22 protein-coding genes are annotated in these 20,208 nt (G+C 46.3%); 14 read left to right on the top strand and 8 right to left on the bottom strand.

Going from position 1 to position 20,208, the window contains the following annotated elements:
* Positions 1-6: 6 nt before the first annotated feature.
* The 3 genes from dnaX to J8N69_RS15215 form a co-directional block, all read right to left on the bottom strand.
* Positions 7-2,262, bottom strand: coding sequence for a DNA polymerase III subunit gamma/tau (gene dnaX / locus J8N69_RS15225; RefSeq protein ID WP_168826524.1), 2,256 nt, complete (start codon positions 2,260-2,262; stop codon positions 7-9).
* Positions 2,263-2,439: 177 nt separating this feature from the next.
* Positions 2,440-3,444 carry an oxygen-dependent tRNA uridine(34) hydroxylase TrhO gene (gene trhO / locus J8N69_RS15220; RefSeq protein WP_168826526.1) on the bottom strand — a complete coding sequence of 335 codons (1,005 nt, stop codon included), beginning with the start codon at positions 3,442-3,444 and terminating at the stop codon, positions 2,440-2,442.
* A 90-nt stretch (positions 3,445-3,534) separates the two neighbouring features.
* The gene (locus tag J8N69_RS15215; protein WP_168826528.1) at positions 3,535-4,227 is read right to left on the bottom strand and encodes a 2OG-Fe(II) oxygenase; all 693 of its coding nucleotides are present in this window, start codon (positions 4,225-4,227) and stop codon (positions 3,535-3,537) included.
* A gap of 117 nt (positions 4,228-4,344) precedes the next feature.
* Here J8N69_RS15215 and J8N69_RS15210 point away from each other — a divergent pair, with 117 nt between their 5' ends.
* Complete coding sequence (locus J8N69_RS15210; RefSeq protein WP_168826530.1) at positions 4,345-6,102, top strand: DEAD/DEAH box helicase; 1,758 nt, start codon at positions 4,345-4,347, stop codon at positions 6,100-6,102.
* 7 nt (positions 6,103-6,109) lie between these two features.
* On the opposite strand, the gene J8N69_RS15205 is transcribed toward J8N69_RS15210, so the two are convergent.
* Positions 6,110-6,697 (bottom strand): TetR/AcrR family transcriptional regulator, encoded by a 588-nt coding sequence (locus tag J8N69_RS15205; protein ID WP_168826532.1) that lies wholly within the window; start codon positions 6,695-6,697, stop codon positions 6,110-6,112.
* Between the two features lie 68 nt (positions 6,698-6,765).
* Positions 6,766-7,533, bottom strand: a complete 768-nt coding sequence (locus tag J8N69_RS15200) for a DUF1499 domain-containing protein (protein WP_168826534.1) — start codon at positions 7,531-7,533, stop codon at positions 6,766-6,768.
* A gap of 296 nt (positions 7,534-7,829) precedes the next feature.
* On the opposite strand from J8N69_RS15200, the gene J8N69_RS15195 reads away from it, so the two are divergent.
* Complete coding sequence (locus J8N69_RS15195) at positions 7,830-8,555, top strand: tRNA-uridine aminocarboxypropyltransferase (RefSeq protein ID WP_168826536.1); 726 nt, start codon at positions 7,830-7,832, stop codon at positions 8,553-8,555.
* 58 nt (positions 8,556-8,613) lie between these two features.
* Here the strand turns inward: J8N69_RS15195 and J8N69_RS15190 are convergent, their stop codons facing one another.
* A complete protein-coding gene (locus J8N69_RS15190; protein ID WP_168826538.1) occupies positions 8,614-9,096 on the bottom strand; it encodes a DUF2947 family protein in 483 nt (160 codons plus the stop codon).
* A 165-nt stretch (positions 9,097-9,261) separates the two neighbouring features.
* On the opposite strand from J8N69_RS15190, the gene J8N69_RS15185 reads away from it, so the two are divergent.
* Positions 9,262-9,453: a hypothetical protein gene (locus J8N69_RS15185; protein WP_168826540.1), complete on the top strand. Its 192-nt coding sequence runs from the start codon at positions 9,262-9,264 to the stop codon at positions 9,451-9,453.
* Positions 9,454-9,634: 181 nt separating this feature from the next.
* Positions 9,635-10,279: an HAD family hydrolase gene (locus tag J8N69_RS15180; RefSeq protein ID WP_168826542.1), complete on the top strand. Its 645-nt coding sequence runs from the start codon at positions 9,635-9,637 to the stop codon at positions 10,277-10,279.
* A 32-nt stretch (positions 10,280-10,311) separates the two neighbouring features.
* Here the strand turns inward: J8N69_RS15180 and J8N69_RS15175 are convergent, their stop codons facing one another.
* A complete protein-coding gene (locus tag J8N69_RS15175; RefSeq protein WP_168826544.1) occupies positions 10,312-11,340 on the bottom strand; it encodes a nucleoid-associated protein in 1,029 nt (342 codons plus the stop codon).
* Between the two features lie 86 nt (positions 11,341-11,426).
* Here J8N69_RS15175 and J8N69_RS15170 point away from each other — a divergent pair, with 86 nt between their 5' ends.
* The 3 genes from J8N69_RS15170 (at position 11,427) to J8N69_RS15160 (ending at position 13,024) form a co-directional block, all read left to right on the top strand.
* On the top strand, positions 11,427-11,744 hold the full coding sequence (locus J8N69_RS15170; RefSeq protein WP_168826546.1) for a hypothetical protein: 318 nt from the start codon (positions 11,427-11,429) through the stop codon (positions 11,742-11,744).
* A gap of 107 nt (positions 11,745-11,851) precedes the next feature.
* Positions 11,852-12,274, top strand: a complete 423-nt coding sequence (locus J8N69_RS15165) for a VOC family protein (protein WP_168826548.1) — start codon at positions 11,852-11,854, stop codon at positions 12,272-12,274.
* A 123-nt stretch (positions 12,275-12,397) separates the two neighbouring features.
* Positions 12,398-13,024 (top strand): OmpA family protein, encoded by a 627-nt coding sequence (locus J8N69_RS15160; protein ID WP_168826550.1) that lies wholly within the window; start codon positions 12,398-12,400, stop codon positions 13,022-13,024.
* A gap of 12 nt (positions 13,025-13,036) precedes the next feature.
* Here the strand turns inward: J8N69_RS15160 and J8N69_RS15155 are convergent, their stop codons facing one another.
* Positions 13,037-13,747: a dienelactone hydrolase family protein gene (locus J8N69_RS15155; protein ID WP_168826552.1), complete on the bottom strand. Its 711-nt coding sequence runs from the start codon at positions 13,745-13,747 to the stop codon at positions 13,037-13,039.
* 287 nt (positions 13,748-14,034) lie between these two features.
* Between J8N69_RS15155 and J8N69_RS15150 the strand changes: the two genes are divergently transcribed.
* The 7 genes from J8N69_RS15150 to J8N69_RS15120 all read left to right on the top strand — a co-directional run bounded on the left by J8N69_RS15150 (position 14,035) and on the right by J8N69_RS15120 (position 20,083).
* Positions 14,035-14,436 carry a GFA family protein gene (locus J8N69_RS15150; RefSeq protein ID WP_168826553.1) on the top strand — a complete coding sequence of 134 codons (402 nt, stop codon included), beginning with the start codon at positions 14,035-14,037 and terminating at the stop codon, positions 14,434-14,436.
* A gap of 106 nt (positions 14,437-14,542) precedes the next feature.
* Positions 14,543-14,908 (top strand): methionine-R-sulfoxide reductase, encoded by a 366-nt coding sequence (locus J8N69_RS15145; RefSeq protein ID WP_168826555.1) that lies wholly within the window; start codon positions 14,543-14,545, stop codon positions 14,906-14,908.
* A gap of 110 nt (positions 14,909-15,018) precedes the next feature.
* On the top strand, positions 15,019-15,888 hold the full coding sequence (locus J8N69_RS15140; RefSeq protein WP_168826558.1) for a lipase family protein: 870 nt from the start codon (positions 15,019-15,021) through the stop codon (positions 15,886-15,888).
* A 298-nt stretch (positions 15,889-16,186) separates the two neighbouring features.
* The gene (locus J8N69_RS15135) at positions 16,187-17,143 is read left to right on the top strand and encodes an ABC transporter substrate-binding protein (protein WP_168826559.1); all 957 of its coding nucleotides are present in this window, start codon (positions 16,187-16,189) and stop codon (positions 17,141-17,143) included.
* Between the two features lie 5 nt (positions 17,144-17,148).
* Entirely contained in the window at positions 17,149-18,168 is a 1,020-nt protein-coding gene (locus tag J8N69_RS15130) for a FecCD family ABC transporter permease (protein ID WP_168826561.1), read from the top strand.
* A 17-nt stretch (positions 18,169-18,185) separates the two neighbouring features.
* Positions 18,186-19,253 carry a FecCD family ABC transporter permease gene (locus J8N69_RS15125; protein ID WP_227803914.1) on the top strand — a complete coding sequence of 356 codons (1,068 nt, stop codon included), beginning with the start codon at positions 18,186-18,188 and terminating at the stop codon, positions 19,251-19,253.
* Positions 19,250-20,083 carry an ABC transporter ATP-binding protein gene (locus J8N69_RS15120; RefSeq protein WP_168826563.1) on the top strand — a complete coding sequence of 278 codons (834 nt, stop codon included), beginning with the start codon at positions 19,250-19,252 and terminating at the stop codon, positions 20,081-20,083. Before J8N69_RS15125 ends, J8N69_RS15120 begins: the two co-directional genes overlap by 4 nt.
* The last annotated feature ends 125 nt before the right edge of the window (positions 20,084-20,208 follow it).

Below are 20,208 nucleotides of genomic sequence, written 5' to 3'. Positions count from 1 at the left end.
TCCAAATTAAGCTTTAACCTTAACGGTATCGTAAACCAATTGTGCACCCATCGTTGCCGATAAAGCTTGCACAACTGGATGTGAATTCAAATGTTCAATGGCCACCTGCAAGGCTTCAGCTCGCTTGCTGGCGGCAAATTCTTCTGCGGTCACACCACTGGTGTCTTCCACTGTGTCGATAATCAACGGCACCGTCATGGCGAAAAAGTCGCTCAAGGCGCCTTGTATTTGTTCATAACGTACTTGGTTCAACATGTGCCCATATTCTAAAGGCACTTCTAAACGAATACCTTGTTCACTGGCGTCTATCAAGCTGGAGTTCATTAAAATATTTTGCACCAATCCTGTCAAAGGCAAACGCGGCGCCACCAGCCACCAAAGCTGCATCGTCAACTGATTGTAATGATCTAACTCAGGCAAGGGCATCGCTAATGCGGGTTGAGCGATGGTATCCGGCACTTTTGATAAACGCCCTGTGGTTGCTTTATCATCACTGCTTGCCGTTTCTTCGGCACCACTTGAATCAATGGGTTCTGCGCCTAATGCGTCGACTAAGTCTGCGGCGGGGTTAAAGGGATCGATCACATCCGCAATGGCGCGCTCTTCCGCTTCTTCTTCGTCTTCATCGTCGTCACTTTCATCTAAGCGACCTTCAACGAATGGGCCTTCCTCAACAACAAAAGGCTTATGTTCTGACTGGCTTTCATTGTCTGGCTTAGCTTGATTGTCTGGCTTAGCTTCAGCGGCCAGCGTAGAAGCGGATTCGGTCGGCTCACTCTGGTCTATTTCCGCTGTATCAAGATGCTCAGAATCGTCAGCACTGACAGACTCGATCTCTTTATCAGCACCGTTTTGCCCCCTTTCATGGAGGATGCTTTCGCTCTCAACCGCCACATTTTCAACCGCCGTATCTTCGACAACCGTCTCTTCAACGGCCAAATTATCAACGACTAAAGGCTGTGGCGCGTCTTCCCAAGGCGGATGCTCTGCCGCTGTGATTGGTTGCGCAGGCTCTTTTTCAACCACCTGCTCTACGGGTTCAATTGCGGCAACGTCTGGCTCAGTAATTGATGTTTTTTTTTCTGCCATCGGCGGCGGATAATCGGCTTCTGCCGTTAGATTAACCGACTCAGCCGACGCCACTGGCGGCGCGCTATGGTTGACGACCATTGGCGGCGCAGGGCGAAAGGCAATCAACCTTAGCATCAGCATTTCAAAACCGGCCCGGGCAGAATGCGCCAAATGCAAGTCACGACGACCAATCAATAAGCTCTGATACATAATTTGTATCTCTTCAGAACTCACATTGGCCGCCATGTTTTGAATACGCGCCAAATCCCCAAGCTGATCCATTAATGCACCGGGCACTTGTTGCTCTATGGCGACACGGTGTAAAACGTCTAATAAGCTACCGCAAATCGCGGTAAAATCTGGCTGATAATCCGCAAGCTGCTCTATTCGAGTCAGCACTTGTGCGGCATTTTTAGCCGCCACACTTTCTAGTAAATCCAATACTTGCGCCTGATTTACCAAGCCCAACATGGCGGTGACACCAGATTCCGAAATCGTCCCATTACCAAAAGCGATCGCTTGGTCGGTTAGACTCAAGGCATCACGCATACTGCCATTTGCCGCTTGGCCAATTTGCCAAAGGGCTGGCTGATCATAGTTAACTTGCTCGGTGGTCAGCACGGTTTGCAAATAATCGACCACGCGCTGCGGTGACATATTTTTAAGATTAAACTGCAAACAACGGGACAACACCGTCACCGGAAGCTTTTGCGGATCGGTGGTGGCCAGCAAAAATTTGACGTGTGCTGGCGGCTCTTCAAGGGTTTTTAACAAGGCATTAAAGGAATGCGTCGAGAGCATGTGCACTTCATCTATCAGATAGACTTTAAAGCGCCCTCGGGTTGGCGCGTATTGCACGTTTTCTAACAGTTCACGGGTATCTTCTACCTTGGTGCGAGACGCCGCATCCACTTCGATCAAATCCACAAAGCGACCTTCGGCGATTTCTCGGCAACTATCACAGGTTCCGCACGGCTCAGGCGAAATGCCATTGGTTTCACAGTTTAAGCATTTCGCAAAAATCCGCGCAATGGTGGTTTTACCCACCCCACGAGTTCCGGTAAACAAATAGGCGTGATGCAAACGCTGTTGACGTAGCGCATTCACCAAGGCTTGCAGGACATGATCCTGCCCGGCCATTTCAAGGAACGTCTGCGGACGCCATTTACGTGCTAAAACTTGATAACTCATGATGGATACTGGCTAATAAAAAGCGATTTTTTATTGTACGGCAGTCCGAACAATTTCGAAACCACTCTTAGTACAGAGGATGACAGGTAATAGAAACAAATAACCCAAAAACTTCACTATAAAGATCAATAGCTTGGATTTAGAAGAGAATTCGCCCGACTAAGCCGGGCGAAATTCTTAAAGAGACTCACTCACCTTGGCATCACGCACATTGCGTTGACGCTCTTTTTCCAAGGCTTTTTCTAAACGGTGTTTTTCTACCGCGTCCAGTACTTGCGCCCCAATGTGTTCTTCACCGCGGGAACGGGCAAGCTGCACCTGGCGCTCGCGCTCGATAAAACGCTGACGCTGCTCATCGGTGAATTTGTCAACACAATGCACACAACTGACGCCTTGAATATAATGCTCGCTTTGTTTTTCTTCTTCCGTAATCGGCATACGACAGGCGTGACATTGGTCGTATTCGCCTTTTTGCAAATCGTGATTTACTGACACACGATTGTCGAAAACAAAACACTCACCTTCCCATAAGGTTTCTTCTTTCGGCACGTCTTCCAAGTACTTCAAAATGCCGCCTTCAAGGTGATACACCTCTTCAAAACCTTGCTCTAACATGTAAGCCGTGGATTTTTCGCAACGAATTCCACCGGTACAGAACATGGCGACTTTTTTGTGCTTAGCCGGATCCATGTTTTCTTTCACATAGGCAGGAAACTCACGGAAGGTTTCTGTTTTTGGATTGACGGCGTTTTTAAAGGTACCAATTTGCACTTCATAATCGTTACGCGTATCCACCAATACCACATCAGGGTCAGAAATCAGCGCATTCCAGTCTTGTGGCTTAACATAAGTGCCCACCACGCGTTTAGGGTCAATGCCTTCGACCCCCATGGTGACAATTTCTTTTTTCAATTTTACTTTTGTGCGGTAAAAAGGCATGTCTTCGTCATAAGACTCTTTAGTGACAATCTTATCCAAACCGGGCTGCTGATCTAACCAAGCCAGCATGGCATCGATGCCGTCACGAGAGCCCGCCACCGTGCCGTTAATACCTTCGCTCGCCAGCAACAGCGTGCCGCGAATAGCGTTATCTTCTAAGGTTTTTTGTAGGGGTTCACGAAGGGACTCAAAATGAGGTAAGGCAACAAATTTATAAAGGGCACAAACAACCACTTTAGACATACATTTCTCCTATGCGGTCTGGAACGTAAAACCAGAGCAATTAAACAAGGCGCGTATTATAGAGACTCTAGCCATAAAAATGAAGAGAGACTATTGATCTGGATCAAGCGTTGCTCCAGTGGTGTTATTGACTCGAAACCAGCCTGCGATACTGTGCCGCGTCCGCTTCGCCACAATCACTTCATGATAAAAGCATTCACTAAGAAACACCGCCAATCGGCCTTTTTTCGGAAAAAAACGCCCCACTTCGACCGTCGGATCATGCTCATCGTAAATAACCAACTCGCCGCCCTCTCCCTCTTTCCAATCGTCGTTTAAATACAAGACAGTAGACAAAATACGATTACTTTCACCTTTAAAAGCATCGATGTGTTTTTCGTAAAACGCGCCCTCTTCATAGCGTGCAAAATGCGCTTCATAATCAAACAACCCAAGAAACAGTCGACGATTCAACGCCACGCGCAAATCGGCCATCATTTTCAAAAAATCTTTACGAATGGGTTGGTCTGGATCGATCCACTGAATATAATCCCGACGAGCGTCCAAGACGATTTGATGGTCTTGCTTTCGCCCCACACCCGCCTGCAACATAAAGGCGCTTTGTATGCTTTCAGCCTCGTCCATCAAGGCTTGAGTAAACTCAACTGAAAAGAAATCATCCTGAACACTCCAGCCCTTAGTCTGCAAATCCATTAATAAATTAGCAAAAGGCTCTTCTCGACTAAAAGCAGGCATAGAATTTTCGACATAAAGGCCTTTAGCTGGCAAGACTTCAGTGGACATAAATAGCGTCGTCACTTATAAAAACCCCTAGTAAAAAGGCAAAATTACGAAAGCCACTATGATACTGTAGCCCTGTACACAAGACATCAAGATTTCACCACATAGATTGAAACAACCATGAGCCAAACATTCCAATTACGCGACTATCAAACTCAAGCCGTTAACGCGTGTTTGGAACACTTTCGCAACCATAATACCCCTGCTGTCGTTGTACTTCCCACTGGGGCGGGAAAAAGCCTAGTCATCGCAGAACTCAGTCGATTGGCAAAAGGTCGTGTTATTTGCTTGGCCCATGTCAAAGAATTGGTCGAACAAAACCACGCTAAGTTTCTGGCAACGGGGGCTTCTGCGGGTATTTTTTCAGCGGGCTTAAAGCAAAAAAACAGCACAGAAAAAACCACCTTTGCCAGCATTCAATCTATCTGCGCGAACCTTGCTGATTTTAACGAGCCTGTCAGCTTGATCATCATCGACGAGTGCCACCGCGTTGGCATGGAAGACAGCGGCCAATACAACAAAACCATTGAGCATTTTCGCGCACTCAACCCAACCGTAAAAATCCTTGGTTTGACCGCCACGCCTTATCGCCTTGGCAGCGGCTGGATTTACCAAAACCATTACCATGGTTACACTCGTGATTGTCCAGATGGCTTTTTTAAAAAATGTATCTTTGAACTGCCACTGCAACACATGGTGAAAAACGGTTATTTAACCCCGCCAATCCATTACGATGCCGCCATCGCCCATTATGACTTCAGCCTATTAACGGAAAGTTTGGACGGCGAACAAAATACCGATGACATTGCTTTAAACGAATTAATACACAAACACCCAAGAGTCACTCAAGCCGTGACCGAGCAAATATTACAGCTCAGCGAAGACCGCCAAGGGGTGATGATTTTTGCCGCCACCATCGACCACGCCAAGGAAATCGCCAGCTACCTACCGGCGGATAAAACCGCTCTCGTTACCGGCAAGACCAAACTCAGGCAACGGGATTCCCTAATCGCGGCGTTTAAAGCCAAAGACATTAAATACCTTGTTAATGTGTCCGTATTAACCACCGGCTTTGACGCCCCACACGTCGATGTGATCGCCATTTTACGCCCTACGCAATCGATCAGTTTATTTCAACAAATTGTCGGTCGAGGTTTGCGCTTAAGCCCAGGCAAAAAAGACTGTCTCATCTTGGATTACACCAACAACGGCTACAATATTTTCCAACCTGAAATCGGTGAAAAGCGCCCCGCTCAAGACGCCGTCGCCGTGCAAATACATTGCCCAGTCTGCGATTTTGCCAATATTTTTTGGGGACGAAAAGACGCCGAAGGCAACGTCCTTGAGCACTTTGGGCGCCGTTGTCATGGCCTGATAGAAACAGAAAATACAGAAGAGCAATGCCGCTACCGTTTTCGCTTTAAACGCTGCCCTCATTGCAACGAAGAAAACGACATCGCCGCACGCCAATGCCAGCATTGTGCAGAGAAACTGATTGATCCAGACGATTTATTAAGAAGCGCGCTTAACTTAAAAGACAACAAAGTATTGCGCTGTTCTGGCATGACACCGGAAATAAATACGAAAGACAAAAGCTTGAAAATCACTTATCACGATGAAGATGGCCTAACCTTGTCAGAAACCTTTCGTTTTCAGTATAAAAAATCACGACAGGTATTTAACGACTTGTTTGCACGCAGAATAGCAAACGGCAGCCAAGCCATTGCATTTGATACGCTTGAAGAAGTGGAGCGTTTTTTACCTTACCTGCCAACGCCCGATTTCGTCATTGCCAAAAAACAAAAACAACACTGGCAAGTCACAGAAAGGTTATTCGATTACCAAGGCCCTTATCGAAAAGCCAATGAGCTTGGCTAGCGCCGCATTAGCTTGTCTTTTTTAGCGCGTTTCGATAAGACATTTCAAACGGCAAATTCATCCGTTGTAAATGCTCAATCGCGTCTTGCCCCAGAACACCTTTTGGCACCGCGCTTAATAACACAAACCAATAATTAGCGATCATGTTTTCTGCAAAAATATTGGCGGTCTTTTCATCCACCCCAATCTGCTTGAAGCGCTTAACGATGCCTTCCGAGATCACCATCATTTGATTGGTATGAAAACCGCCTTTCGCCAAGCTGTCAAACAACACTTGGCGCGTAAACTCCGCATATTGATCGTAAAAATCAAACAACACTTGTGCCATTTGCAACAAGTAATCGATCGGAGAGGCGCTGGCTTTTTGAGCGATAACCGCCGCCCGTAGCGCTAGGTCCATTTCATCAAAAAAGATATCTTTAACAAGAGAAAGTTTATCGGGAAAGTGAACAAACAAGGTGCCAACCGCAATGCCCGCTTGATCGCTTAAATAACGCGTACTGGTTGCTTCAATGCCTTGCGTTAAAAACGCTTGCTTGGCAATGGCTTTGATTTTCGATCGCGTGTTGGCTTTTTGTTGTTGACGAAGGCTCACCTTACTATTCTCCCAAGAAAGATACTGAAAGAGTTTAGCCTGTCTAATGGTCGAAAACGAGAAGAAATTTAGCGAGAAAAATTGATGTGAGGGACAGCAGGACGAGACAAGGATTCAGACAAATCCCCCATAAAAGACTCGATACGCTCCGCATTAACGCCGTAATCCCCTTGCCCCACTCTGGAGCATGAACGCATATCGACCCGAATACGCTGATCCCCATCGATCTCGGTAAGGCGAATAACGATATCGTCACGAAAGCCCAAAATAGGCGTTCGTGCTGTTGCTTCAATCATACCGGCATCCGAATACTTAGCCACTACGTCCCAATCACGCTCTTCCACCAAACGCTCAACAAGCGCATACACTGCCGCCTTGTCCTTAGAGGAAAAAACAGGTTGTACATTGGGATAATATTTTTTCTGAATCGCAGCCCATTCTCGATTGTAATTGAGATCGTTTTCGTTGGTTTTTCGAATGAAATTGATATTTAGGAAGGTCGGAGGTGTCTCCATATCCGTAGTGACATCATTAATATCAGGCAGACCTGAACGCTGTAAATAAAATGCAATCCACATGACGCTGTAGAGCAAAGACACAATCAACACTAAAACAAAGAATCGCTGGCTCGCGATATTTCTCTCTTTTCGACAAATGCCCAACGACAGCACGGCAAACAAAGACAGCACCAATGACGCAAGAACACTGTCCCGCAACATCGAAAACCGCGTCAATGGTTCAAACACACCCACTCGAACACCGGCGATAGAAACAAACGCCATACACCCAACCAACATCAATAAAATGTACAGTACCGGAGAGATATAACGACTCATAGACAACTCATAGCGCAAAAATAATATCTGACACCTTATCCTGACTTGATGACAACGAACAGGAGCAAAAAGGGGGTTTTAGCGCATTCCTTTGTATTTGCATATTTTCTGTAAGGTTTTTTCAAGAAAATCCAAAAGACGGCCATAATAGCGAATATTTTTAACCGTTTAGAGACATTTTATTTCTTATCACAAGCCTAAAAAAACAGTGGCCACCTAGACTTTGCCAAGAAAAAAACGATAATCCACCCAAGAAAATGATCATGACAGCGCCACCGCTGAGGAAGTCCACACCGATGAAAAACGCCCCACAAAAACACACTGTTGATACATTGCGAGCGCAATGTCGAGCAGACTCAATGCGGCCATTCAACGCCAGAGGGGCTAACGTCATTCGCTGTCCACATTGCTTAATGGCAGAATTCGCCTGCTTTTGCCATCTCAGAGAAAGCCTGCACTCTCCTATCGAGTTCATTTTGCTATTTCATCGCGACGAAATACACAAACCGACTAACAGTGGAAGACTCATCGCCGACTTATTTCCTAACGACACACAAGCCTACTTATGGAGTAGAACGACTCCGTCTTTAGCGCTGCTTAATCATCTAAAAAGTCGTCAAGGGCGCTGTACCTTGCTTTTTCCCAACACAACAACGGCACAGGCGCAAAACAGGCCAATCAGAATAGACCTGACACAAACCACCAGTCATGATGAAAAACACTGCTTTATCATTCTGGATGGCACCTGGAAGCAAGCCAGTAAAATGTTTCACCAAAGCGAGTGGTTGAAAGACATTCCTCATTTTGAAATAAACAGCGAAGCACAACGCTCATTTCTGGTTAGACACTCCGGCCATACCATGCAATTTGCCACAGCGGAAGTCACCGCCATGTTGCTCGACACACTGGGCCATCAAAAACACAGCCAGCGATTACTTAACTATTACCAAACCTTTAATAAGCGCTGTTTAATCAGTCGCAAACGAGGCGCCACGCAATCAGTCGAAAATGAGCCTTTGTGAAAGAGAATTACCAAAACAAAAAGCTAACAAAAACAATACAGCGTAATCACTTCGCCCATCAAGAGACTCTAAACAACAAATTCGCCCAGCCATTGGTATGAAACTGCGCCGCCTGCTTTTTCTTTTTACCGACTAAGATAGGCCCATTGTCTAAGAATAAAAACGCTTTCCAAGTGCGCTTAAACACCCCCCAAGTAAGCTCAAACACCAGCTCATTATGGCAGCAAAAAAATACCGTCGTGTCATCGCCCCAAGCAGAGAAATGTGCCAAGAGTTCATCTGGCAACGGCGCCTGTTCGCTGTCCCAGGCTTTTTCCCATTGAAGCTTACCGTCTGGCGCTTGCGAACTGGCTTTCTTTAGCCAATCACGATCTGTAAAGTGATCTGGATGCACTTGCTCATCACTAATATAATCATGCCAAATCTGCCCTGCACGCGGCTCACTTAACAAACGAATTTGCTGCAAGTCTTCCGGCTCAACTTTTGGGTCATGACGCTTAAAAATCCAACTCTTTGAAAACTGTTCTAACGATTGGTACAAGGCGCTTTCCTTTAAAAAAATCAAATAATACGCAACATACTAAAAGGATGAAAAAAACTCACCCAATAAGTGAAAAAGGATCGTTTGTTCAATCGGTCAAGCTTCTCTAGTATTAGTATTGTTGTAATAAAACAACATTTTTAATTAACCAAGCAGGAGAATACCATGGACTCTCAACAACAATACGAAGCATTACTAGCAAAATGGGGCTACGCAGACACTAGCATCGAAGACCACGCCCGCCGTCAAAGACGCGCTCGTCGTATCCAAGCCGTTGTTACTTTTTTCAAGAATGCCGCTAAAGCAATCAAAAAAGCCAGCGCTCGTCCTCAGCAACTGGGTCAAACTAGCCACTAAAACAGGTCTCTATTATTGTTCAGTGCTGAAAGAACAAAACCCATTATCATTGGGTGCGAGTATAGCGTAAACAGTTAGTCTTTTTTAAGGGGAGAAAAAATAATAAAACCTCCCTCCCTTCCTTAACCCCCTTCAAATTCGTTATGATCCATTTTCATTCACAACGAAACACATTTTACCTATGACTTATTCTTACAAAGCAATAATCTTTGATTGCGATGGCGTTATTGTCGACACAGAAAACATATCCAATACCATTTTAAAAACCATGTTAAGCGAATGCGGCCTCGAACTCGATGACGAGACATTACACGCAAAATTTACTGGATTCACCAATAAAGAAAACCTGCTCAACGCTGAAAAACTGCTCGGCAAACCACTCCCCACCAACTTTGATGAAGACTATAGACAACGCTTTCACCGCATTATCGAAGCAGACCTAGAGCCGATTACAGGTGTACGCGATTTACTCAGCAAAATCACCGCCCCCATTGCCATGGCGACCAATGCTCGACGCCAAGAAATGAATTTCAAACTGGATAAAATTCAGCTGACAGAGCGATTCTCAACACGCTTTTGCGTTGAAGATGTGGAACACGGCAAACCCGCACCAGACCTTTACTTAAAAGCCGCCAAAGCACTCAATGTTGAACCAGAAGATTGCTTAGTAATTGAAGATTCTGTGGCAGGCATCACCGCAGGCAGAGCCGCAGGAATGAGAGTGCTCGCCTTTAGCGAAACACTTGATGAAAAAATGCAAACCGCTGCTGGTGCAACGGAATGCTTTAAAACCATGAAACAACTAGAAGGCTTGCTGGGTCTATAAGCAAGCCATACCTTAATATTAAGGTTAGTGTGTTAATTCGACATTGATTGTAATTGTTTCAGCAGACTCTTCGGCAAGTCTTTAATCGTCAGCGTGCCAGAGTCTGCATCAAACGCCACAGATTCGCCCAACAATTCACTGTCAAAACTGATCGTCAAGGCGCGCGAGCTACCAGACAAACGCGTCAACTTTTTCAGCGCCGCTTTCTCGACAAAAATTTCTTTTTCCATCTTAAAGCTATCAGAATCGGCGATTTCTAAAAACTTATTCGCCTGTTCAATAGAGAATCGAGACTCCACCTGAGACGCAATGTCCTTGATCGCCAATGGCTCTCGATCTTGCGCTTTCGCTTGGCAATGCTCAGACACCACTTTTTTAAATTCATTCGCTTGTTTGGAGGGCATTCCCTCTGACTGACAAAACGCCGAGGTCAAATCCACCAGCTTGCGGGTTTCTTTGGCCGCTACTTTAGGCTCATCACAGCCGATAAACTGGGTGAAATATTCACTCTCAAATTTAGGCGCGCGACCAAAACGGAACGAAATATAACGACCTTCATCACCCGCTTGCCACGCTGTCAAATTAATACGCAGTGACATGTGCAGCTTTTCCATCTCAATTTGTTCAATTTGTGACAAACTTAGATCTGCACCAAGGCCAATGCCTTTTTTGCGCTTCAACATCACTATGTATAAAAAGTGCGTGTCGTGTAATTCGTAATGGTTAAACCACAACAAGCCACCTTCCGCTTCCTCAACCGGCTCTAAATACTTTAGGTACTCCGCCGCGCAGTCTTTGCTGAACCCCGCAAAATCCACAAAAGTATCGCTTTTAAAATGCTTAAACAGTAAAGCGGGTAATTGCGCGCCCTCCTCACTTCCTTGAGGGTTAACAAAACGTCCGGTATTCATACCAGAACGATTAAATAGATTCGTTACCTGAGCGGACAGCGCTTCCGCCTGTCCATCAACAGGGTTCTCATTTGGGCGCGCAATCAATATCGCTTTACGCTCGCCTTCCTGTTTTTGAATCTCATGCACAATTAAGTTGCTAATAGACACCAGCTACCTCTTACGTTTAATATGGATGATTACGATCATTTTTTAACCCATCGATTTCTAATAGGATCTTCCCAAACCAAAACACTATGATAAAACCAAAAACCACAAAGAGAGACACACGAAAAGAACTTGAATCTCTGGTAGATCAATTTATCAAGAAAAACGGAACGATCCAGCAAGTCGACATGGGTGAATCTGGTTTAGTTGATGGCAAGTATAACACGAGCCACCTAGGCTTTAACGAGCCGAAACAAGATCGCACGCCATTAAATCACGTTGTTGCGGCGATTCAACAACGAAAACACAGCAAATCGCCACCAACAAGCCCCGTCAAAAAACGCCCTAAGAAAAAAATCATCTACGATGACTTTGGCGACCCTTTACGCTGGGTTTGGGAAGAATAAGAAGGCGCACCCGTTCCCATTACGAAAAGTCTTCTGCTCATCGCTTTGAATTAACCAATCGATACTGCAATAATAGCCACTAAATTTAATCAAATTAAGGAGTTGTCATGTCCATTCGATATTTACACGCCATGATAAGAACAGATAAACCAGAAGAAAGTCATACTTTTTATACTGAAGGCCTAGGGCTTATTCAAACACGCCGTATGGACAGTGAAAAAGGCCAGTTCTCGCTCATTTACTACGCCGAGGAACAAGGCGCCCCCGAAGTAGAGTTAACTCACAACTGGAGTGATCGCACCTACACTGGCGGCGACCAATTCGGCCACCTCGCTTTTCAAGTCGAGAACATCTATCAAGTATGCGAAAAGCTGCAATCCCTAGGCGTTACCATATTGCGTCCACCTCGTGATGGCCATATGGCGTTCATTAAAGACCCTAATGGTATTTCAATCGAGCTTCTGCAAAAAGATGGTTCTCTTGACGCTGCTGAACCTTGGGCTTCTATGGAAAACGTTGGCAGCTGGTAAGTTACATAAATTTACAATTTTTTTTAACTGCTCATACAAAGCTACAAAAAAGCCCTAGTCGCGTGCGTCGGTTTTTCTTAAGCTAAATGGATTATCGGACATTAAAGAGGATTTAATAACGTCATGAAGACTTTCATCAGATTCAGCAGCCTAGCTATTTCGCTGGCCATATTTAGCCATTTTGCGGTTGCAGAAAGCTTGTATGCAGCAAATATTCAGGCACGTCTGGCAGATGCTGATCGAGACGGTGTTATTGACGCACGCGACCTTTGTCCTGACACCCCAAAAGGCGCCGCCATCGACAATGACGGCTGCCCCAACCAAACAACAAAATTGTTATCCGTTGAGTTAAACGTACTTTTTGACTCAGGCAAAGCCGATATCAAGCCGCGTTTTTTTACAGAGCTGAAAGCACTCGCCAAATTTTTGCAAGACAACCCCACCAGCAACGTTGTCATTGAAGGGCATACGGATAGCCAAGGTGGCGCTGAGCTAAATCGAGACTTATCTCAACAACGCGCCTCAGCCATTGCCAACGTCTTAATTGATAGCTTTAGAATCCACTCAGATCGAGTAAAAGGAGTCGGCTATGGTGAAACACGCCCTGTTGCCAGCAATGACACCGAAGCGGGCAGAAAGCAAAATCGTCGCGTCGTGGCAGAAGTTTTTGCCAAACAACAATTCGCCAATGAGCGCTGGACTATCTACAGTGTTGACCAAAGTTTAAATAACACCGCGTTTAATCAATAACCCATCACCATTTCAGACAAACTCTTCTAAAAAGTTGGCTAAATATCCATAAGCTCGTTGCGCAACTAACGGATGATACTGACTGCCATGATCTGGATTATCAGCGCTTGGCAGCATGAAAGAATGCACCGCATTACCGAAATCAACAAACTGAAAATCCATCCCCAAACTCGCCCAATAACGCTTTGCATCTTGAGCATCTGACTCTGTAACCAAAGGGTCTTGATGACCATTTAAAACTAGGATTTTGCTTTTTGTATTGGCTTTTTCTGCCGATTGAGCACGAAAAAAACTCATCAATCCATGAAAGCTCGCCACTCCCACACTCTGCGAAAAATGCAAGCCGGCCTCTAAAGCCAAACGTCCCCCTAAACAAAACCCAACGTGAATAATCATCTTTCCTTGAATCGCATCGCAGGCAGATTGTGTGAGCTCATATTGCAGTGCATGCAGAGATTCAGCCTCTGCCAGCAAGGCGCCCATTTTGGCACGCTTCTCATCCATGTCGACCGGATTATGCTCCACGCCATACAAATCCAGAGCGGTCACGGAGAACCCCAATGACGCAATGTAATCCGCAATGTCTTTTTCAAATTGGCTCAAGCCCGAAAAAGTTGGCCAAATGACAACTTGAAGATGGCTCTTATCCGCGTTCAATCCATCAACCTGATAATGCATACGCTGAATGTTATCTTTAAATATTGATTCAAATGTTTGACTCACTGGTTGCTCCTAACTATTTTCATACACCCTATAGCCTGCGCTGCAAGTACGATTAAAAACAAACAAGCAACATTGATAAAAAGCACTTGTACAACAGACTAGACCTTCTATATTTATACCGCATTATTGCATTGAAAATCACATTTTCTGCCATTATTCTCCACTCTCAATCGTTGATGAAACCACAAAATACCACTACAGTGTTTTGGACAAGCGGCGGAGAAAATCAAATAAAACACCGGTATTCCCCCGCCTACTGATTAAAAAGGTATCAAAAGGAGAAAACTATGTTATCCGGAAGCTGTCTATGCAACGGCATTCAATACGAGATACGCAGTGAACTCGGCGACATTATGCAATGCCACTGTCAAAACTGCCGTAAGGCCAATGGCTCTGCTTTCGCCGCGAACGCTGCGATTCCAAGCACCGCTTTTGCCCTGCTAAAAGGCGAAGAACTACTCGCTGAATACGAATCCTCCCCAGGGGTATTTCGTGTTTTTTGCAAACGATGCGCCTCACCTCTCTACAGCCGACGCCCGCATATGCCTGAATTATTGCGCCTCAGAATTGGCACACTTGACGCCAAGATAGAAGGCAAACCTTCTTCACATATTTTTGTTGGCTCAAAAGCAGAATGGCACGAAATCTGTGATGACATACCGCAATATGAAGAACGCCCTGTGACGTAAATTAGAACACTCACAATGCATGCATTTTATTGTCTTAATATAATCCAGTAAGGCATGTCATAATGCCCTCATATCCCAGACAGTGGTCAGTAAGAGAATGAAGCCTATGAACACCTATAATAAGCTAACCCCTGAAGAAGCCAGAGTGATCCTTGATAAAGGCACAGAACGCCCTTTTACAGGCGAATACACAGACACAATGGAAGGCGGTTTATACGTTTGTCGTCAGTGTGACGCCCCGCTTTATACCTCTGAACACAAGTTCATTTCCCATTGTGGCTGGCCAAGCTTCGACGATGAAATCCCTAATTCAGTCACCCGTGTGCCCGACGCCGATGGCCGTCGAATCGAAATTGTTTGCGCCAACTGCAACGGCCACCTAGGCCATGTGTTTGAAGGCGAAAGACTCACCGAAAACAATATTCGCCATTGTGTAAACGCCATATCGATGAAATTTATCCGCCAAGAATAACACTCTTGTAAAAGCACCAACAGGCAGGCACGCCCAGTCAATGGCGCACCTGCACTAGGGTTTAAACTGCCCATACCTCAAGCCACAACTGTATTGACGGCCCCCAACTCATGCCAAACTCTAAGCTTATTTTAGTACTCTGCCTGTTCTTGCTTTCATTCCCATCCGTGTTTGCCGCACCCGATTTTGCCACAATAAAACACCAAGCCAAATTATCAGACGACACTTACCTAGCGCCCAACACACTCCAACAACGCTTAAAGGAACAAGGCGAAACACTGCTACATCAATCCATTATCCCCGCCTCTCAAGTCAGCTATTTTTTAAGTCAAACCCCTTCACAGCAGACCATTGCAATTCGCGGCACCGCCAATTTAGAAAACGCCATGTTAGATTTGGATCTTGAACTAAAACCCGATGCTCAACTTGATATTAAGCTACATCAAGGCTTTGCCTCTGGCGCCAAAGCGGTATATGCCGATATCAAACCCTTTTTAAGCAAACAACAAACCGTTCAAATAACGGGACACAGCCTAGGCGGTGCCATTGCCGTTATTCTTGCCCTATACATGCAACAAGATGGCTACCAGATTAGCCAGGTGGTGACCTTTGGTCAGCCTAAAGTCACCAACGTTACTGGGGCAAAAAAGTTTACTGACTTACCGCTAACCAGAATCGTCACCGCACAGGACATTGTTCCTCTCGTACCACCCATCAGCCCAATGCAAATTCGAGACTTGGATATTTACTGGCATATGGGCGAAGAAATCATCTTGATGGATAACAAAGAATTTGCTCGAACTAATGGCCTAAAAAGCATGCTAAGAGCCACAAAGTTTACCACCTCAATCCCTAACGAAAAAAATCTCATAGCACATCAAATGACCACCTACCTCAACACAATTAACGCGCTACAAAGCTCATCAGTAGAAGTAGACTACAAAACAGACATCAATCTATTTGGTTTTTCATTTGACTGACGTTTTTAGCCTCAACTCACAACTCACAACTCACAACTCACAACTCACAACTCACAACTCACAACTCACAACTCACAACTCACAACTCACAACTCACAACTCACAACTCACATCATAAAACATCACGTTGCACTTTTTGTTGCATTTTATTACACACAACCCGTTAAAAAGAATAATAAGAAGCGTTATCATTATCGAAGTTTATTCCCCTAGTAAGCACCCCCCAATCAACGCGATGTTTTATTTCAAATAATACGCGAAGTATGTGCTGTCGATAGTCCATTTAAAGGAATTTGTTATGTTGTTTAGTCGTCCCTCTTTTCAAAAAGCATTGCTCGGTATTTGTGTGACTTCGTCGGTAAGTGTGTTTGCAGCGAGTGCGTTCGCCGGCGAATTAACGATTGCCACCCAGTATGGCAACGTCCAAGTCAATGATGATGTGAAACGTGTGGTGGCTTTATCCGAAGACGCATTGGACAGTGCCATTGCATTGGACGTTATTCCATTGGGCGCTGTCGCGACTCGCGGTGGTGATTCTGTTGCCGAATATATCCAACAACGCGCTGCGGGTGTCAATATTGTCGGTACATCACGACAAAGCAATCTAGAGGCCATCGCGTCTCATCGTCCTGAACTGATATTGGCGTCGTCTTCATTGCCTAAGGCACAGTATGATATTTTGTCTAAAATCGCGCCGACTATAGTCCCTGTCACCCCAGGTATGACAGCAGACGCCTGGATCACTATTGCTCGCACCTATGCACAAGCCCTAAACAAAAGCGCTCAAATGGACGACCTTCTAGAAGCGTTGAAAGAGCGAGAAAGCGCCTTAAAAACACGTGTAACGGCAAAAATTCCAGCAACCGAACGTTCCGCTACGTTAGCGCGCTGGATGCCACAAGGCCCCATTGTTATGTCCTCCACTATCTTCGCAACCGGCATACTCACTGCGACAGGCTTTGCGGTTAATGACGCCGGCGTGATCAAAGCAGGCCGCCCACACAGTAGCCCTCTAAGCTTAGAAAATTTATCGAAAGTCGACAGCGACTGGTTATTTCTGGCAACCTTAAACACCGAAGGCAAAGATGCGCTTGAGGCGGCGAAAAGCTCACCGTCGTTTTCCCGTTTGAATGTCGTCAAACAAGACCATGTTTTTACCGTCAACGGTCAACTATGGACCAGTGCCTCCGGACCTCTTGCTGCCCATGCCATATTAGATGATATTGAAGCCATTATTGATCACCAGATCCAGTAACCTCGATGATAAATTGGTTTCACTTAGCACCGGCACAACGCCCATTATCCCATGTTTTCATGTCAGCGCTTGCCGCGCTGGCACTTTGCTGCTTGTTAAGCTTATTGTTTGGTGCTGGTGGCCTTTCAGTGCAGGCTTCTTTGCAAACATTGCTCGGAAATGGTTCCGCTGACGCGCAGTTCACCGTGTTCCACTTACGTGCCACTCGAACCCTAGTGGGTTTATTTGTGGGCTTAACGTTAGGCATTGCTGGCGCGTTAATGCAATCGGTGGCCCGTAACCCATTAGCCGAACCTGGCTTACTTGGCGTCAGCGCGGGCAGCTCCTTCGCCGTGGCCATGGCGCTAGTGCTTGGTGCCAGTACCGCCACACTCACGGTTGGTATTGCCCAATTTGGCGCGCTGCTTGGCTGCTTATGCGTGCTCGGCGTGGCGCGCATGCAAGGCCAACACAACGACCCCATTCGCTTAGTGCTAGCGGGGGCTGCATTGTCTAGTTTGTTACTGGCAATGACGTCTTTAATTTTGCTGTTTGACCAAAGAGCCGCTGATGAAATTCGTTTCTGGGTCACCGGCAGTGTGGCAGGCAGAGACAGCAACGTCCTTTACTCTGTATTGCCATCCATGCTGATTGCCATCCTGTGTATTCTCTACACGGCCAAGCCACTTGCCTCACTGGCGCTTGGTGAACGAGTGGCGATAGGCCTCGGTCACAAGCCAAGGAAAATCCGCGCGGTGGTTATTCTCGCGGTTGCGCTTTTAGTTGGCGGTGCCACCGCCATTGCAGGCCCTGTCGCCTTTATTGGCTTAGTCGTGCCTTTTGCGGCACGCGCTTTGGTTGGAGCTGATATTCGTCGTACTTTATGGCTCTGTTTACCACTAGGGCCAATCATTGTGATTACCGCGGATATTGTCTCTCGCCTCGTTGCTCAACCCGCTGAAATGCCCCTTGGTGTCCTCACAGCCATAGTCGGGGCGCCTGTTCTTTTACTGATTGTCCGCTCTCGTAGAATGCCCACATTATGATAAATCACCGTCTTTTTATGCCCCACAATTCAGCCAACAGTGACATCGCGCCAAACGGTTACCGGATACTTTCTATTGGGCCGTATGTGGAAGTATTAATAGAAAAACAAGCACTCGTTCGCAACGCTTGGCTATTGCTCGCCCTGCTTCTCGCCGGTATCACTACGTTAGGCATAGGAAGCATGCCCATCTGGCCGAAAGACGTCATCGCCGCGCTATTAGGGCAAGGCAATCCAATGCATCAATTTATTGTGCAGGACTTGCGCTTACCGCGTTTATTGGCCGCTTTATTCACCGGCGCGGCGTTTAGTTTAGCCGGTTGTTTAATGCAAACCATGGCTCGAAATCGCCTTGCCACACCGGGCATTATCGGCATAGATAACGCCGCGATGGCATTTGCGGTTTCTTCGATCGTTGGCACAGGCATTTCATTGGCACCTTCTGTTATGGCGTTAGCGGGTGCCGCCACAGCGACCGCGTTAGCATTTGGCTTAGCTGGCGGCAGTGGTACACGAGGTTATCGCTTTATTGTGGCGGGCATCGGCATTGGTGCCATAGCGGGGGCGGTGACACAATTGCTGTTGAGCCAAGTCAGTATTGATGTTGCGAACAGCGCTTACCCTTGGACAGTCGGCAGTTTAAGCGCCCGTGACGCTTTGATGGTGAATATCCTTGGCGTCGGAACGGCCATTTGCTTAATCGCTTGTGTAGTATTTTCGACGCAATTTGCGTTAATGCCTTTTTCGGACCAAGTCATCACCGGACTGGGTGCCAATATAAAACACATTCGAATTATCGCGCTGGTGCTCTGCATTACATTAACCGGGCTTGCTGTTGCGGTGGCTGGGCCAGTTGGCTTAGTCGCGCTAGTAGGGCCAGAAATAGCCCGTGTATTTGCGCGTTATCGAGGTATTCCATTGGTAAGTTCCGCGCTTACGGGCGCTTTAGTGATGATTCTAGCGGACCTTTTAGGCCGCACGATTTTGTCTCCTATTGAGCTCCCTGTGGGGATAGTAACGGCCGTCGTTGGCGGCCCCTATTTAATCTGGATACTGGTTCGACGTACTTCAAGGACTTCTTTATGACGGCGACAGCCTCTCAGCATCAATCCCCTTCTCAGCGCCATTTTCAGTCTCGCCTTGGTGCCGACAATCTCACCTTAAAGCACGGCAAGATAAGCATTATCGAAGGCCTTGATGTTGCCTTACCCGAGGGCAAGGTAACCGCGATTGTTGGGCCAAACGGTTGTGGGAAATCGACACTATTAAACGGCTTGTCTCGCGTACATTCACCCAGCTCTGGCGTGGTATTGCTCGATGGTAAAGACATCCATTCACTGCCCTCCAAAGAAGTCGCCAAACGCTTGGCGCTGCTACCACAAGACACCTTAGCGCCTGATGGCATTACCATCGAAGAATTAATTCGCTTTGGCCGCCACCCGCACCAAAGCCTATTAAGACAATGGGCAATGGACGACCAACAAGCTATTAACTACGCCCTAAACGCGGCAGACCTAGAAGGGCTAAAAGATCGGCTACTCGACACTTTATCAGGAGGTCAGCGTCAACGCGCCTGGATCGCCATGTCGATAGCGCAAGAAACGCCTTTGCTTTTACTTGACGAGCCAACCTCCGCACTGGATTTAGGCCACCAAATTGAAGTGTTTGAGTTGATTCAAAACCTCTCCAGACAAGGCAAAACCCTTGCCATGGTGGTTCACGACTTACCCAGCGCTTGCCGTTACTCAGATCACATTATTGCGATGAAAAAAGGCGAAATTATTATCCAAGGCAGCCCCAAAGAAGTCATGACAAAAGAATTGGTACGAGAACTGTACGGTGTCGACTGCGATCTTATCCCCGATCCCATGACAGGCAGCCCTATTCTGATCAATATGAAACGTATTAGAAATTAATCCATTATTTAATTTTACTCTGCCCCCCCTTATCACCGATAATTCCCCCCTATAACTCATTAGCCAGCGCAAAACTTCTGGCTAATGAGCGTTACACGACTCGCCTATTTTACGGACACCCTATT

This window comes from Marinomonas profundi (assembly GCF_020694005.1).
Lineage (GTDB): Bacteria > Pseudomonadota > Gammaproteobacteria > Pseudomonadales > Marinomonadaceae > Marinomonas > Marinomonas profundi.
This window is presented reverse-complemented; position numbering and strand designations above follow the sequence as displayed.